The sequence below is a fragment of the Ornithinibacillus proteolyticus genome (assembly GCF_039581225.1).
GTDB lineage: Bacteria > Bacillota > Bacilli > Bacillales > Amphibacillaceae > Ornithinibacillus > Ornithinibacillus massiliensis.
In genome coordinates, this window is record NZ_JBCPXV010000058.1 from 1 (window position 1) to 16,966 (window position 16,966).

Annotated in this window: 12 protein-coding genes; all 12 read right to left on the reverse strand. The window is 37.9% G+C overall.

The features are described 5' to 3' along the window. Positions 1–171: 171 nt before the first annotated feature. Complete coding sequence (gene gatB, locus AAIB49_RS17540) at positions 172–1,602, reverse strand: Asp-tRNA(Asn)/Glu-tRNA(Gln) amidotransferase subunit GatB (RefSeq protein WP_339217028.1); 1,431 nt, start codon at positions 1,600–1,602, stop codon at positions 172–174. Then, entirely contained in the window at positions 1,602–3,068 is a 1,467-nt protein-coding gene (gene gatA / locus AAIB49_RS17545; RefSeq protein WP_343458770.1) for an Asp-tRNA(Asn)/Glu-tRNA(Gln) amidotransferase subunit GatA, read from the reverse strand. The genes gatB and gatA overlap by 1 nt, the downstream gene beginning before the upstream one ends. 12 nt (positions 3,069–3,080) lie before the next feature. Continuing rightward, a complete protein-coding gene (gene gatC / locus AAIB49_RS17550; protein ID WP_186869003.1) occupies positions 3,081–3,371 on the reverse strand; it encodes an Asp-tRNA(Asn)/Glu-tRNA(Gln) amidotransferase subunit GatC in 291 nt (96 codons plus the stop codon). A gap of 257 nt (positions 3,372–3,628) precedes the next feature. Further along, on the reverse strand, positions 3,629–5,143 hold the full coding sequence (gene putP / locus AAIB49_RS17555) for a sodium/proline symporter PutP (protein ID WP_343458771.1): 1,515 nt from the start codon (positions 5,141–5,143) through the stop codon (positions 3,629–3,631). Positions 5,144–5,570: 427 nt separating this feature from the next. After that, positions 5,571–5,714, reverse strand: coding sequence for a hypothetical protein (locus AAIB49_RS17560; RefSeq protein ID WP_211742144.1), 144 nt, complete (start codon positions 5,712–5,714; stop codon positions 5,571–5,573). A 17-nt stretch (positions 5,715–5,731) separates the two neighbouring features. Further along, entirely contained in the window at positions 5,732–7,000 is a 1,269-nt protein-coding gene (locus tag AAIB49_RS17565) for a helix-turn-helix domain-containing protein (protein WP_343458772.1), read from the reverse strand. A gap of 292 nt (positions 7,001–7,292) precedes the next feature. Continuing rightward, on the reverse strand, positions 7,293–8,840 hold the full coding sequence (gene pruA / locus AAIB49_RS17570) for an L-glutamate gamma-semialdehyde dehydrogenase (protein ID WP_343458773.1): 1,548 nt from the start codon (positions 8,838–8,840) through the stop codon (positions 7,293–7,295). 151 nt (positions 8,841–8,991) lie between these two features. Further along, complete coding sequence (locus tag AAIB49_RS17575) at positions 8,992–10,110, reverse strand: CamS family sex pheromone protein (RefSeq protein ID WP_339217034.1); 1,119 nt, start codon at positions 10,108–10,110, stop codon at positions 8,992–8,994. Between the two features lie 14 nt (positions 10,111–10,124). Continuing rightward, positions 10,125–12,134: an NAD-dependent DNA ligase LigA gene (gene ligA / locus AAIB49_RS17580; RefSeq protein WP_343458774.1), complete on the reverse strand. Its 2,010-nt coding sequence runs from the start codon at positions 12,132–12,134 to the stop codon at positions 10,125–10,127. Between the two features lie 16 nt (positions 12,135–12,150). Next, positions 12,151–14,439, reverse strand: coding sequence for a DNA helicase PcrA (gene pcrA / locus AAIB49_RS17585; protein ID WP_343458775.1), 2,289 nt, complete (start codon positions 14,437–14,439; stop codon positions 12,151–12,153). Positions 14,440–14,540: 101 nt separating this feature from the next. Then, positions 14,541–15,218: a heptaprenylglyceryl phosphate synthase gene (gene pcrB, locus AAIB49_RS17590; RefSeq protein ID WP_445254535.1), complete on the reverse strand. Its 678-nt coding sequence runs from the start codon at positions 15,216–15,218 to the stop codon at positions 14,541–14,543. A gap of 271 nt (positions 15,219–15,489) precedes the next feature. Then, positions 15,490–16,686, reverse strand: coding sequence for a class I SAM-dependent rRNA methyltransferase (locus tag AAIB49_RS17595; RefSeq protein ID WP_343458776.1), 1,197 nt, complete (start codon positions 16,684–16,686; stop codon positions 15,490–15,492). Between the last annotated feature and the right edge of the window lie 280 nt (positions 16,687–16,966).

The window sequence follows — 16,966 nt, forward strand, 5'->3', positions numbered from 1 at the left end:
TTTGCCTTCAAGCCCTCCGCACATTCCCTCACGAGCATGCACTGCCTGTCAGCTATACACTTCCGCCACTACGGCGTGTTTGGGACTTTCACCCTTAAGTTCGGAGCGCTGCCAAGCGCACAAAAGCCTGCAGAATATGCATTCTACAGGCTTAGGAATATATTACCAAGCTTATCGTTTATTCATTTCTTCAATTAAAATCTTATTAACCATTGGTGGATTTGCTTGTCCTTTGGTCGCTTTCATTACTTGTCCAACTAGGAATCCAAGTGCACGGTCTTTACCATTTTTGTAATCAATAATGGATTGTTCGTTTTCATTTAAAATACCTGTTATCACTTCACGTAATTGGCCTTCATCTGAAATTTGAACAAGACCTTTCGCTTTAACGATTTCCTCTGGGTCTCCACCTTTTTCTACTAGTTCAGCAAAGACTTTCTTCGCAATCTTAGAGGAAATTGTGCCGTTCTCGATTAATTGAATCATTTTCCCTAACGATTCTGGGGTTAAAGCTAAATCATGTAGCTCTTTGTAGTGCTTGTTCATGTATCCAGACACTTCACCCATTAACCAGTTAGATGCTTGCTTGATATCAGCACCATTTTGAATCGTTTCTTCAAAGAAATCTGCCATTTCTTTTGATCCTGTTAAAACTGCTGCATCATATTCTGGTAATCCTAGCTCTGTGATGTAGCGTTGTTTACGTGCATCTGGGAGCTCAGGAATTTCATTCTTGATACGCTCCTTCCATGCCTCATCAATATAAAGCGGTACTAGGTCTGGTTCTGGGAAGTAACGATAATCATCAGAACCTTCCTTTACACGCATTAAAATGGTTTCTTTCGTCTTCTCATCAAATCGACGTGTTTCTTGGAGGATTTCGCCACCAGATAATAATACTTTTTCTTGTCGTTTTTCTTCAAACTCTAATCCCTTTTGTACGAAAGCAAAAGAGTTCAAGTTTTTTAATTCTGTTTTCGTTCCGAACTTATCTTGACCATATGGTCGAAGAGAAATGTTCGCATCACAACGAAGGGAGCCTTCTTGCATCTTCACATCGGAAACTCCGGTGTACTGAATGATTGTTTTAAGCTTTTCTAGATAAGCATATGCTTCCTCTGGTGTGCGCATATCTGGCTCTGATACAATCTCAATCAGTGGTGTACCTTGTCGGTTAAAGTCAACATAGGAATAACCATCTTCACCGTGGGTTAGCTTACCAGCATCCTCTTCTAAGTGGACACGAGTAATTCCGATTTTCTTTTTCTTGCCGCCTACTTCGATTTCTATCCAACCATGCTCACCAATCGGTTGATCAAATTGGGAGATTTGATATGCCTTTGGGTTATCTGGATAGAAGTAGTTTTTACGGTCAAATTTTGTATGTGTTGCAATTTCACAATTAAGCGCCATTGCAGCCTTCATGGCAAAGTTAACCGCTTCTTCATTTAACACTGGAAGAACACCCGGATAGCCAAGGTCAATTGGGTTCACATTAGTATTCGGTTCTGCTCCAAATGCGTTTGGGCTTGGACTAAAGATTTTTGATTTTGTTTTAAGCTCTACGTGTACTTCTAAACCAATAATCGTTTCAAAATTCATTAGTTTGCACCTCCTATTTGAGGTCGTTTTGTATGATGATCTGTTGCTTGTTCAAATGCATGTGCAGCTCGGAATACAGTACGCTCATCAAAATGCTTACCGATAATTTGCAACCCAATCGGAAGCCCTTCAGGAGATAGGCCACATGGGATTGAAATTCCTGGTACGCCAGCTAAATTTACTGGAATCGTTAAAATATCATTCGCATACATCGTTAATGGATCATTAATTTTCTCGCCCACCTTAAATGCTGGTGTTGGCGTTGTAGGTCCAATTACAACATCATACTCTTCGAAAATTTTCTCAAAGTCATTTTTAATTAAGGTACGAACCTTTTGTGCTTTTTTATAATATGCATCATAGTAACCGGAGCTTAGTGCAAAGGTACCTAACATGATACGACGTTTAACCTCTTCACCAAATCCTTCACTACGAGACTTCTTAAACATATCAATCATGTTTTCCGCGTTTTCAGAACGAACCCCATAACGAACTCCGTCAAAGCGGGAAAGGTTTGCAGATGCCTCGGATGAAGATAGTAAATAATACGTTGCTACTGCATACTTAGAATGTGGTAATGAAACCTCATCCCATGTTGCACCTAATGATTCATACACCTTTAATGCAGCTAAGACTGCTTCTTTTACTTCCGGGTTTACCCCTTCAGCTAAATATTCTTTTGGAACAGCAATCTTTAAGCCTTTTACATCACCAGTTAATGCTTCTGTATAAGATGGAACTTCTACATTTGCACTAGTAGAATCCATAGGGTCATGACCTGCGATAACTTCTAATACACGTGCATTATCTTCTACTGTTCGAGTTAATGGGCCAATTTGATCTAAGGAAGATGCAAATGCCACTAGTCCAAAACGAGAAACTAGTCCATATGTAGGCTTCAATCCAACTACTCCACAGAACGCTGCTGGCTGACGAATCGAGCCACCAGTATCCGAGCCTAAGGAGAATAGAACCTCTCCTGCTGCTACTGCCGCTGCAGATCCACCACTTGATCCACCTGGTACATAATCTGTATTCCATGGATTACGGGTAGGGGTAAAGCCTGAGTTTTCATTGGATGAACCCATTGCAAATTCGTCCATATTCAGCTTACCAATCGTAACAGATTTCTCTTGATTCAATTTTTCTACTACCGTTGCATCATATAGCGGATCCTCAAAATTACGTAAAAACTGACTTGCACAAGTCGTACGTAGTCCCTTTGTAACGATATTATCCTTAATACCTGCTGGAATACCGAATAATTTAGCAGTAGCATCTGTTTCAGAATCTAGTTCTTTCGCTTTTGCTCTGGCATTTTCTTCATCTAATGTTAGGAAAGCATGAACCTTATCCTCTACTTCATGAATACGTTTATAAGAAGTATCAACAAGGTCACTAACTGTTATTTCTTTGTTATGTAATTTTGCCTCGATTTCTTTAATACTATGGTCAAATAGTGACATGATTTTCCCTCCTTATTCTAAAATTGATGGTACACGGAACTGCCCATCCTGTTGATCTGGTGCATTCTTCAATGCATCTTCTCTTGTAATCCACTGTCTAGGCTCGTCCTTACGCATCACATTTTTCAAGTCTAGTACGTGTGTGGTCGGCTCAATGCCATCTGTATCTATTTCATTTAATTGTTCAGCAAACTTTATAATAGAACTTAATTGTTCCGTAAACATTTCTGCCTCTTGCTCTGAAATTTCAAGACGTGCTAAATTTGCTACGTGCTTTACTTGCTCTTTATTGATTTCTGCCATTTTCCGCACCTCCATATATTTTGTTAAAAAGTAAAGATAGTCTAATCCAGGATGTTGTAGTTCGGTCACCGAGACTAGCAGATTTCTGCATCTATACCGTCACAGGAGCAGGCGCACTTTACTTTTCCTTATATCTAAAAAAACTTCTACAATACTATTGATAATAGCAGAATTTATTAGGTATAGGCAAATATCAGGGATATATTGGAGAAGCCACTCCCCAAAATAACAGGAGTGGCTTTAGAATATACTCTATTTTACTTTAATTGTGCTTGTACTTCATCAAATTCTTTTTCCATTTCAGGACTTGGCTTGCTAAGTAAACTAATTATCACAGCAGCCAATAAATTAAGAATGAAACCAGGTACAATTTCATATAGGTCAAAAATTCCGCCTTTCATATTGCCCCATATTACTACCGTAGCAGCACCTAATACAATCCCAACTAATGCACCCCAACGAGTAATTCCTTTCCAGTACAATGCTAGTATAATAGTTGGTCCAAATGCTGCACCGAAACCAGCCCATGCATACCCAACTAAATCAAGCACTGACGCCTCTGGGTTAATAGCGATAATGGTTGCTACCAAGGCAATTACTACGGTTGCGATTCTTCCTACCCATACAAGTTCTTTTTCTGAAGCTTTCTTGCGAAGAATTGCTTTATAGAAATCCTCTGCCACAGCTGAAGAAGAAACTAGTAATTGCGAGTCAATCGTACTCATAATAGCTGATAAGATTGCTGCTAATAGAATACCAGAAATAACTGGATTAAATAATAATTGAGAGAAGGCAATAAAGATTACCTCATGATTGTCTAGCATTTGCACGCCATTCTCTGAAATAACCTTAATCCCATAGTCACCTAAATATGCAGGATTCTGTGTACTAATAAATGCTAATCCTACAAAACCTGTGAAAATCGCACCATAAAGACCTAGAATCATCCAAGTAGTACCGATAAATCTAGCTTTAGGTACATCCTTTGGAGAACGAAGGGCCATGAAGCGAACCAAAATATGTGGTTGTCCAAAATAACCTAATCCCCAAGCAAGTGAGGAAATAATCGCCATGGCTCCGACACCAGTAATCATACTTAAATGTCCAGGATCTATTGCACCTACTGCTTCGACCGCCTTATCCCAGCCACCAATATTATTAATTGCTACTATTGGTACGGCAATAATTGCTACTAACATTAGTGCTCCTTGGAAAAAGTCTGTCCAAGCAACAGCCAAAAATCCGCCTAAGAAAGTATAGGAAACCACTACAAGAGCTCCAATCCATAATGCTGCTTGATAGTCTAATCCAAATGAGGCTTCAAATAATGTTGCACCCGCAACCATACCAGATGATGTATAAAAGGTAAAGAATAGCAAGATAACTAGCGCAGAGATAACACGTAAGAGGTGAGAATTATCTTTAAAACGGTGTTCCAAGAAGTCTGGTAGCGTAATAGAGTTTTCGGATACCTCTGTATATACACGTAGACGTTTTGCAACAAATTGCCAGTTTAAGTAAGCACCAGTTGCAAGTCCGACAGCAATCCACGCTTCCCCTAAACCATATAAATAAATAGCACCTGGTAGTCCTAGTAATAGCCAACCACTCATATCTGATGCTCCAGCACTAAGGGCAGCAACTGCAGGTCCTAGTTTACGACCACCTAACACATAGTCCGATAAATTATTTGTTCTACGGTACATGACAATACCAATAGCAAGCATCCCAATTAAATAAAAAATAAACGTCAATAAGACTGTTGTATTCATCAATTAATTCCTCCTTTTGTTCGTAATGAGTGAAATAGTTGAAAATATAATCAGTAAAGGCATAGGCACAAACAACCAGAACCAAGTTAATCCATCAATCTCCATTTTTGTAACCCCTTTCTTTTGGATGGTAGTTTATTGGAATACATATGTAATATATCATTTAATACCTATCTCCATATCCCAATAAAGGTTCAACTCTTTCATTTATAATAACATAAATTGGTTACATTCCATTAATGAATCGAAATTTTTGTACAATATTCTAAATAATGTTACAATAAGAAAATTGTCGGTTTTACGTAAAAAACTATGTAAACAAAAAAAGACCTGAGGTAGCTTTCACCACTTCAGGCAAATCTATCATATAGTAATAGGGTAAAAAACATAGATTACTGACAAGCTTAAGTAAATTGACTAATAGTTATTAAAGGCTAGTTACAATAGTTGAATGTTTTAGTACACTTGGTTCTGATTCACCATGTGCTAAATCAGTTTGTTGGTCCTGCATAAAGAAAAATCCTCCCATCAGAAGAGTACCTAGTGCGATTGAAGCAAATAGTTTTTTCATATTTCATCCCTCCTTTCTTATAAATTAACTACTCCCTCATATGTGAGGTTTGCTAGTTTATAGTATTTAACAGAGTCTTTATATCTTCCTACGCTTTCAAAATGCTTACCTAACATATTTGAAAACAAGATTAGATTTAGGTAATCCTTTCTTTTTTGTAGGAAAGGAATAAAGTCCTCTGTTACTAACGAAATAAATTCATCAGACCTCTCATCAATAACATATTGATAGGTTTGAATTATATAATCATAAAATTTATAATTAACATGATTTTTCGGAAGTTCCTTTAATAGCACTTTTGACTGTTCAATAGCTTGTTTTGCTAAATCATGTTTATGAATTTTATAATATTCCTTTACTAGATTTGTTATTCCAATTAGCCTTTCGTTTAAATGAATTTCTTCGTTGTTTACTACTTCATTAAAGCACTTTATAGCTTCCTTAGAATCACCAATAGTAGCATAAAGATAACCTAGATTTTGGTTTGTTAATTGTATAACTTGCTTACTTTTATTAAGTTCGCCTAGGTGCCTTGCTAGATTATAGTGTTTAATTGCTTTTTCATACATTTTAATTCTTCTATATGAAATCCCTAAGACAATATGACACTGTGCACAACGTATAAAATTATATGCCTTTTGAAAAACATCTATTGCCTTATTTGAATATTCAATAGCTTCAAGTGCGTTTAGCAATTTACTATGTGTAATCGATACAGCATAATGAAGATCAGCAATTTCCTCTTCGGAAATATGTATATGCTTAAGCTTCTCTTCCGCAATTTTATACATCCTCATTGCTTGGTTGTATTCACCGATTACAGAATTGTAATTCCCTCTAAACTTATACCAGTAATATTGACATAAACTATCAAAAGTACTTGAAACTTCATTTAAACTATTAATTTGCTTTAATGCATTATCAATTTCACCTAGTACTAGATAGTATCTAATTTTATGTATTTCAAACAACATATAACCATCGGAACGAATCATGGTCATTAATTCATTTAACTCATTATACTTTTCAATTATTTCCTTTTTATCATTAACCTCGAAAAGTAAATTAAACCACTGTTCACATTTTTCCTTAACAGTTATATTCTTCTCGCTGTCAAGCTCAATACCCAGTCTAGTACATAGCATACTTACCACTTCTGGACTTGCCTCTGCACGAAGATTTTCTATCTTAGACAAATAGGACATAGAAACAATTCCTTCTGCTAGTTCTTCTTGAGTCATACCTTGCTTCACTCGCTGTAATTTGATAAAGGAGCCGATTTCCACGTTAAATTCCTCCTACCATTTGCCTCTATTTCTATTTGTTAAATATATAATAGCATATTTTTTGAATTTTCATATTGGGAAAGTTGGGGGTAAAAAGTACTAATAAAGCCCAAAAAACTTTCCTACTTTCCTAAAATGAGGAAAGTAGGAAAGGTATGATAAAAAAATCCAATTCGCTTTGACGAATTTTGTCGCTTCTTGTCGTAAAATTATCTTTCCATGTATAGTTTTTTCCTAAATTTCATAGGCCTGTAAAAAAGCCTCTTTCGGCTAATGGAAAGAGGCTTCATGATTATAACATTTCAGAAGTTGTTTTACCTTGCATGTGTTGGATTAGATAGTCTGGGCCACCTGCTTTTGAATCTGTACCTGACATATTAAATCCACCGAATGGTTGGTAACCAACGATTGCAGCAGTACATCCACGGTTGAAGTATAAGTTTCCAACATGGAAGTCTCTGCGTGCTTGTTCTAGATGCTCACGATTATTCGTGATTACGGCACCAGTTAGTCCAAATTCTGTATTATTAGCAATCTCGATTGCTTCTGTGAAATCTTTTGCTTTTGTTAGACCAACAACTGGTCCAAAGATTTCTTCTTGCATGATACGAGCTTTTGGATCAAGATCAGCAATTACAGTTGGGTTAATAAACCAGCCTTTAGAATCATCACCAGTACCACCAACTAGTAAATTACCTTCTTCTTTACCGATTTCAATGTATTTCATAATCTTATCATAAGAACCTTGGTCAATAACCGGTCCCATGTATAGATTTTCAGTTGGATCACCAACAGTTAATTCTTTTGTTAATTCAACAATACGATTTTTGACTTGCTCATATACATCCTCATGAATGACTGCACGAGAGCATGCAGAACATTTTTGTCCTGAGAAGCCGAATGCAGATTGTACAATAGATTGAGCTGCTAGTTCAAGATCAGCTTCTTTATCTACCACAATCGTATCTTTACCACCCATTTCTAGGATAGTACGTTTTAACCAAATTTGACCTGGTTGAATTTTCGCTGCGTTTTCAAAAATATTTAGTCCAACTTCACGTGAACCTGTGAAACTAATAAAGCGCGTACGTGGGTGATTAACTAAGTAATCTCCTACCTCACTACCAGGACCAGGAATGTAGTTAATAATACCTGCTGGCATACCAGCTTCTTCAAGTACTTCCATAAATTTATAAGCAATTACTGGTGTTACACTTGCTGGTTTTAATAATACTGTATTACCAGTTACCATCGCAGCAACTGCAGTTCCTGCCATAATTGCAAATGAGAAATTCCAAGGAGAAATAACTAGTCCTACCCCTAATGGAATGTAATCAAAACGGTTATGCTCGATAGGACGGCTATTTACTGGCATACCATCTTTTAGTTTAAGCATTTGACGACCATAAAACTCTAAAAAGTCGATGGCTTCTGCAGTTTCACCATCTGCTTCCTTCCAAGGCTTACCAGCTTCTTTTACAAGATGTGCATTGAATTCATGCTTGCGACGACGCACAATGGCAGCTGCACGGAACAAGATATCTGCACGGAACTTAGGATCAGAAATTCTCCAGTAATTTTGGAATCTTTCATCAGCAACTTTCATTGCTTTTTCTGCTAGTTCTTGATTAGCTTTTGATACATACCCGATTACTTCCTCTTTATTAGACGGATTGACGGACACAATCTTATCTTCTGTAAAGATGCGCTCTCCACCAATAATGAGTGGATATTCTTTCCCTAGGTCAGCTTCAACCTTTGCGATTGCATCTAGCATTTGTTGCTTATTCTCTTCAACTGTAAAGTCCAAAAATGGCTCATGCTTGTAAGGTACTACCATAAATTAAAACCTCCCATATTGTAATCCAATTTATTCCTACCGTTTTATTAATCTATCTTAGGAGTCTAATATACAATATATCGCAGAAAACGGAGTGGAATATATCCACCCCTTATTCTAACGTAATATCAGCTTTGCTTCAAACATCTTACTAATTGAACATATGAACAGTTGGATTTTGTTCTCCAGCTTCACGATAAATATAGCCCTCTAACCGATCACTTGAGGTTATTTTAATTTCGATATCATAGTTATTTGGAAACTCATCCTTAACCAATCCATACGTATATTGCGCAAATCCGACTATCTCTGCCTTCCCATTGAATTCAATTGGCACTTCAATGGTTAACTTCTGCAATTGTTCATTCACATAAAATCCTTCACCGATATATCCAACATAATTCGGGAAAAAGTCTGCTATATCTTTACCAAATGAATTCACAATTTGGGCATCATCAAAATACTTGTCTTCTGCTTCTCTAGATGGGAATAAAACATATTCTTCATCAATCATTCCCCAATCATTAATCTTCCTATCGCCTTCTTTAACATACGTTTTCGCAACAAAGTTCCCTGGTACTGCTGAACCCTGTTTCTCTTCCCTATAGATGGCAAACATAATTGGTACATTTTGAAGACCGTCAATCTCTCTAATCCGTTCTAAAATCGTTTGAGCGAACTTTTCACCCTCTGCTAGCATTGCTTTCTCTGAAATCGGTTCATAATAATATGGTCCGCCTATTTCCATTTGAAAGCGGTACTGGGATTTCATCGCTAAACCAATCGACAACCCTGCCAATTCCGCTGTTTTATCTTCATTTCTCTTTATAAAGTTTTGCTCTAGGATATGCGTTAAATATCTCGGGTTTTCTCGATATTCTTCCTCTTCTGCATTCGTTTTAATTTGTGGATTCAATTCATCAATCCACTCATATACGGTTGTACTATCCAAATATTGACCTTCTTCAAAATAAAATTGACTCGGATCAAAATATTCCTTCGAATGCCTCATTAGCCCTTGTTCCAATTCATCGATATCAAGACGATTATCCGCCATTTGGTGTGTAGTAACCCCTCTTGCTTTACTCGTTCTGTACGGTAAAACTACGCTATACTCTTCATCCGAAAGCTTATAGGTTGGTACAATAGAAGGCTGTCCCGTTGGTTGTTCTTCCGTTTGTAGCAATTCATCGTCCTTATCATTTAAGCCTGGTATACAACTTGTTAGCAGAACAAGCATACTTAATAGAAATATACTTATTTTTTTCAAGGTGCCATCCCTCCTTATTCGCCTTCCAGCCTATCAATAAATTCTTCCTCATTCCAAATCGTAATCCCAAGTTCAACTGCTTTATCATATTTCGAACCAGCGTCTTCTCCAGCGACTAGGACATCTGTTTTTTTACTAACACTTCCAGTCACCTTACCACCCAAGGCTTCAATACGTTCTTTCGCTTCTGGCCGTGACATTTGCTCCATTTTTCCAGTTAATACAAACGTTTTACTAGCAAATGGATTTGAATCGAGACTTACTTCAACTCGTTTCGGCCCTTTATATTCCATATTTATTTGAAGCTCTTTTAATTCATTAATTAAAGCAGTTACTTTTTCTTCAGCAAAGTATTGCACTATGGAGTCAGCCATCTTATCGCCAATTTCATCTACAGCGATTAATTCCTCATATGTTGCTTGCTGTAACTTATCCATCGTTTCAAATTCTGTTGCTAACGTTTTCGCTGCCTTAGCTCCGATAAAGCGAATTCCTAGTCCAAATAGTAACCGCTCTAGGGAATTGGCTTTGGAGGCTTCAATAGCGCTCAATAGATTATCAACAGATTTTTCACCCATCCGTTCAAGCTTAAGCAATTCTTCCCGCTCTAGACGATAAAGGTCAGCAATTGTATGAATTAATCCTTCACGGAATAATTGATTAATGACTTTTTCACCTAGACCATCAATGTTCATGGCATTTCTTGATACGAAATGAATCAGACCTTCTTGAAGCTGTGCAGGGCAATTAGGGTTGATACAGCGTAAGGCAACTTCTTCTTCTAATCGCACTAATTCACTACCACATGCAGGACATTTCTCTGGCATATAAAATGGTTGTTCACTTCCAGTACGTTGCTCAGGTAGAACACGAACAACCTCAGGAATGATGTCCCCTGCCTTCTTGATTACGACTGTGTCACCGATTCGGATATCTTTAGCTCGAATTAAGTCCTCATTATGTAAGGAGGCACGTTGAACCGTTGTACCTGCAACTCTTACCGGGTCTAATATCGCTGTCGGTGTTACCACACCAGTACGACCTACACTTAATTCAATATCTGTTAGTCGAGTGACAACCTCTTCAGCTGGAAATTTATAAGCGATTGCCCAACGTGGACTTTTGACTGTAAACCCAAGCTCTTCCTGGATTTGTAAATCATCCACCTTGATAACTATCCCATCAATTTCATATGGTAGATTAGGGCGTTCTGCTGTCCAATACGCTACATAGGCTAACACTTCTTCAATCGTGTCACATTTCTTCCATTCCGGATTGGTTCGGAATCCAAGCTCTTTTAGCTGCTTTAGACGTTCACTGTGAGAGGAGACCTGGTCTGCTTCCCACTCGCCAATCCCATATAAAAACACATCTAAATTACGGGATGCAGCAATTTTCGGGTCTAGTTGTCTTAACGAACCTGCAGCTGCATTTCTCGGATTAGCAAATAATTCTAATCCTTCTTCCTCCCGTTGTTTATTGAGAGCTAGAAACGATTTGTGTGGCATATAAGCCTCTCCGCGAACTTCAATCTTTTGTTTTTCCTTGATTGAAAGTGGGATACTTTTGATCGTTCGGAGATTCGTTGTAATATCTTCCCCTGTTGTCCCATCTCCTCGCGTCGCTCCTCGGACAAACTTACCATCTTCATATGTAAGTGAAATAGCGAGTCCATCTATTTTAAGCTCACAAACAAAGGAAATTGGTTTATCGGTTCCTTGGCTTGCACGACGAGCAAAATCACGAAGATCTTGCTCGTTAAATGCATTACCAAGACTAAGCATAGGAATAGTATGCTGTACCTTTTGAAATCCTTCTAATGGTTCTCCTCCAACTCGTTGGGTAGGAGAGTCACTTGTTATGAATTCCGGAAATTCCGCTTCTAGCACTTGGAGCTCAGCTAACATTTTGTCATATTCTGAATCCTCAATAGAGGGATTATCTAACACATAATATTCATGTGCATATTGATTTAATAAATTTTTTAAGGACTCTATTTTTTCCTGTGCCGTGGCCTTATCCATTTCCACAAGCACCTCCCTATTGTTCTTTCGTAATTGGTGCAAATTTTGCTAGTAATCGTTTAATACCTGTCGGTGCTGGGAAGGCAACATCCAGTTCCATCTTATCTCCTTCACCTTGAACCTTTACAACGGTACCAACGCCCCACTTCTTATGTGATGCCTTATCCCCGGGCTTCCAAGTTTCCGATTCAGCACCGGTGGTGGATTGAATCCGTTCTGCCTTACGCTTCGGTTGCGCTTGTCCTAACGGCTGGCTAGGTGTCGGTCTCGTTCTAGACGGATTACCAAATGGCGATCTTTCCTGCTTATTAAAATCATTACCAAACGAGCTAGAACCAAACATAGATTGCCTCATCTGCTCTAATCCGTCGATTAGCTCTTCTGGAATTTCATTGATAAATCGACTAACCGGGTTCATATTCGTACGGCCATAAAGTGTACGCATTTTAGCATTGGTTAAGAATAATTGCTTCTCTGCTCGTGTAATCCCTACATAGGCAAGCCTGCGTTCTTCTTCCATTTCTTCATTGTCGAACATCGCACGACTATGTGGAAAGACGTTTTCTTCCATCCCGATTAAGAATACTACTGGAAACTCTAGTCCTTTAGCAGCATGAAGCGTCATTAAGGTTACTTTTTCCTCGTTATCAGGGTCTTCCTCATCCACCCGGTCAATATCAGCAATTAACGCTAAATCGGTTAAGAAGGCTATTAATGTCTTATCCTCACTTGCCTCCTCAAAGTCCTTTGTAACCGTCATAAATTCCTCTAAGTTCTCCAGTCGGCTCTGGGATTCAATGGAACGTTCATTTTTCAGCATTTCTTCATAACCAGATCGTTCTAACACTTGCTGTACCATATCGGTTGCGGTTAAAAATTCTTGTTGTTGATTTAAGGTTTTGATAAGAGTTCCGAACTCTGCAAGTGCCTGTGCAGCCTTTTTGGTCACACCGGTAAAATCAACCACTTCCACCGCTTGATAGAAGGACATGCCATTTTCTGCAGCGTATGCTCGTAACCGGTCGATAGATGTTTTCCCAATTCCACGCTTCGGCTCGTTTACGACACGTTCAAAACTGAGATCATCATCTGGGTTAGTAATTAACCTCAAGTAAGCGATCATATCTTTAATCTCTTTACGGTCATAGAATCGCATGCCACCAACCATCTGGTACGATACGCCAGACTTCATTAAGGTATCCTCAACCGCACGAGATTGCGCATTGGTACGGTAAAGAATCGCAATATCATTTGGTGAGTAGCCCTCTTCACGAACTAACTCACGTATTTTATCTGTAACAAATAAAGCTTCATCCTGTTCAGTGGCACCTTGATAATAATTGATTTTCTGTCCATCAGGATTTTCTGTCCAAAGATTTTTAGGCTTACGTCCTGGATTGTTTGCTATGACTTTATTTGCTGCTTCTAGAATTGATTTTGTAGAACGATAATTTTGCTCGAGGAATACAGTTTTTGCAAGTGGGTAGTCCTTTTCAAAGGTAAGGATATTCGAAATATCCGCACCACGCCAACGATATATAGACTGGTCAGAATCCCCAACCACACATATATTTTGGAATCGATTAGCTAGTTGTTTGACAAGTGTATATTGCGCATGGTTCGTATCTTGGTACTCATCCACGTGAATGTATTGAAATCTCCGCTGATAATATTCCAATACTTCTGGTACACGCTTGAACAAATGAATCGTCTGCATAATTAAATCATCAAAATCTAGTGACTGGTTTTTACGTAGTACTTTTTCATAACCTTCATATACTCGCGCAACCTGTCTATCATAGAAATTACTTGCTTTATTCGAGAATTCTTCTGCCGTAATTAGTTCATTCTTCGCACTACTAATTTGTCCTTGCATAGCACGTGGCTCAAACTGCTTCGTATCTATGTTCAATTCTTTTAATACTTGTTTGATGACAGATAACTGGTCACTACTATCTAATATTGTAAAATTACGACTAAAGCCAATCCGATCAATATCTCGTCGTAAAATTCGTACACACATCGAGTGGAAAGTAGACACCCACATATCGATTGCCTCTGGTCCTACTAGTTTACTAACACGCTCTTTCATTTCACGGGCAGCTTTATTCGTGAATGTAATGGCCAGAATGTTACGTGGTGAAACACCTTTTTCTTCCATTAAAAATGCTATTCGGTGTGTTAGCACACGAGTCTTTCCACTACCAGCACCGGCCATAATTAATAATGGTCCTTCTGTATGTCTTACAGCTTCTTGTTGCTGTTTGTTTAAACCTTTGATTAAGTCATCGATTGCACGACTCATGTTAAAACACCTTCCTTCAAAATCTTTGGCAAACGTCCTATCCCTATTCCTTCTAACCACCATGGCTTGTATACTTCCAGAAATTCAATAGATAGTACTTATTAGTTACTTTTTACTGCGTAAACTGTTTTTAAAGCTTCCTTCAAATTTGTGTAGATGCTATTGCCAACAACAATTACATCTGCATGATCCTTCATTTCTCTTGCTTGTTCTGGCGTTTCTATTCCGCCTCCATAGAAAAGAAGTGTATTCGTTAACTCTCCACGTACCTTCTGCAATAACTCTGGATTTCCGTATTTTCCACTATATTCTATATAGAATATAGGAAGATGAAACACGTTCTCCGCCATATATGCGTAGGCTACCACATCTTCATCACTCGGTAACTTACAGTTGGCATGCTGGAAGGCTTTTGCCTCTTCATTTAAGATGCAGTATCCTTCTACAAAGATCTCATCCCAATTCATGATATCTTTATATTCTTTAATGGCTTCATGCTGAATATCCATCATCCATTTTTTCTCGGTACTATTCATAACCATTGGAATATAGTAATAATCAAATCCTGGAGTAATAGCCTCCATCGTCGAGATTTCTAAGATAACAGGAACCGTGTACCGGCGTATACTGGATAATAAATCCAACACCCCGTCAAGGGTTACATTATCTGTTCCGCCTACAATAATTGCGTCTGTACCAGATTCGCAAATGAGCTCTAAATCCTCATCATCAATTTCCTTCGCAGGGTCTAGCTTAAATACATGCTTCCATTCTTTCATATTGGTATACAAAGGTCTAATCCTCCATTATTACAAACTTTATCTATCACGCCTTGTAGCAGCTTAATCATAAGATAATAATCATATCGTTTATCCCTATCTTTCCATTAGTTTATTATAGCAAAAAAAAGACTATCACCTGAATGATTTGATAAGTTTTTTTGGTGTAATAAATGAACAGAGCTGAAGTGTTTCAGATGACTGTACAATCCCTTCTCAGCAAAGGAAAAACCCTCTAAGTTTAACATGATGCTAACTTAGAAGGTTTTCCCTACTTGATCTTCTTCACAAACACTACCTTCAAATAATTACCTTCTGGATATTCCTTTATAGTACGGAAATCTTCTGGTAGTGAAAATTCCTCCACTATTTTATAGCGAAAACCAGTTTCTTGAAAGGCTTTTTGGATAAACCCTTTGAACTTATTCATACCAAATGCACTACTATTTGTAGAGGCGACGATGACCCCATTATCTTCTGTTATCGCGATCGCTTCTTTCAGAAGATCTTTATAATGCTTATCCGCACTAAACACATTCTTTTTAGACCTAGCAAAGCTTGGTGGATCTAAAACTACTAAATCAAACAATAATTGCTTCCTACCAGCATATTTAAAATACTGAAATACATCCTCGACGATAATATCCTGTGCTTCATAATCAATTCCATTTAAGCTGAATTGTTCTATTGTTTTTGGCTTACTACGGTTGGCTAAGTCAACGCTTGTCGTTTTAGTAGCTCCTCCTAATGCGGCAAACACAGAAAATGCCCCTGTATAAGAGAATGTATTTAACATATTCGTTCCATTGGCATATTTATCGCGGATTGTTTTCCTTACCTCACGTTGATCTAAAAACACACCTACCATTGCACCTTCATTGAGATAAACTGCAAAGTTAACACCGTTTTCTTTTACGATGATTGGGAACTCTCCACGCTCACCACTAACAAAATCATCATCTTCCATGTATTGTCCTTTAGCATCGAACCTCTTTTTCTGATAGATTCCCGTATAGTCAACAGCGTCTTTTAATGCTTCGATAATAGCATTTCGGAATTGGTAGATACCTTTGCTATACCAATTAATTAAATAGTACCCGTTAAAATAATCAATCGTAATTCCACCTACACCATCGCCTTCTCCATTAAAAACTCGAAAACCAGTAGTATCTTCATCGGAAAATAAGTTTTTTCTTTTATAAATCGCTGAGGTTATTTTGTTTTTAAAGAAATGCATATCAAATTTCTCATGCTCTTGTTTACTTAGAATCCAGCCATATCCTTTGTTCTGTTTTCCATAATAGCCTTTAGCAATAAATCGATTGTTATCGTCGACCAATTTGACGATGGTGCCTTCCTCTTTTAAATCCTTTAGATTGCTAATTGCTTCTGATACTATAAGCGGAAATCCGCTCCGATACTTCTTTATGAATTTAGGCTTTATCTTTAAATGAACCGTATCTGCCATTTATTCCAATCCAATCTGTATGTAATTTTTCTTTAGATTTATTGATTGTATCATACCTCGCGTATGATCTCGCTAAATCTAGTAGGAAACACGCTTTTGCTTTAGTATTTTCCTATTCAACCATATTATGAGGAAGGTTATTCTAACAAAAGTGAATAGAGTAGGCGCATGAATCACTCATGCGCCTCTCGCAGTTCCGTACGTGCGGGTCATCGCATACGGCTCCTCCATGATTATTCCCTTTGGGAATGATGTTCATTGTAAATATCAACCAGAGAAA

Coding starts and splice junctions, on each gene's coding strand:
- gatB (WP_339217028.1), bottom strand. CDS start 1,602: ATGAATTTTGAAACGATTATTGGTTTAGAAGTACACGTAGAGCTTAAA.
- gatA (WP_343458770.1), bottom strand. CDS start 3,068: ATGTCACTATTTGACCATAGTATTAAAGAAATCGAGGCAAAATTACAT.
- gatC (WP_186869003.1), bottom strand. CDS start 3,371: ATGGCAGAAATCAATAAAGAGCAAGTAAAGCACGTAGCAAATTTAGCA.
- putP (WP_343458771.1), bottom strand. CDS start 5,143: ATGAATACAACAGTCTTATTGACGTTTATTTTTTATTTAATTGGGATG.
- AAIB49_RS17560 (WP_211742144.1), bottom strand. CDS start 5,714: ATGAAAAAACTATTTGCTTCAATCGCACTAGGTACTCTTCTGATGGGA.
- pruA (WP_343458773.1), bottom strand. CDS start 8,840: ATGGTAGTACCTTACAAGCATGAGCCATTTTTGGACTTTACAGTTGAA.
- ligA (WP_343458774.1), bottom strand. CDS start 12,134: ATGGATAAGGCCACGGCACAGGAAAAAATAGAGTCCTTAAAAAATTTA.
- pcrA (WP_343458775.1), bottom strand. CDS start 14,439: ATGAGTCGTGCAATCGATGACTTAATCAAAGGTTTAAACAAACAGCAA.
- pcrB (WP_445254535.1), bottom strand. CDS start 15,218: ATGAAAGAATGGAAGCATGTATTTAAGCTAGACCCTGCGAAGGAAATT.
- AAIB49_RS17595 (WP_343458776.1), bottom strand. CDS start 16,686: ATGGCAGATACGGTTCATTTAAAGATAAAGCCTAAATTCATAAAGAAG.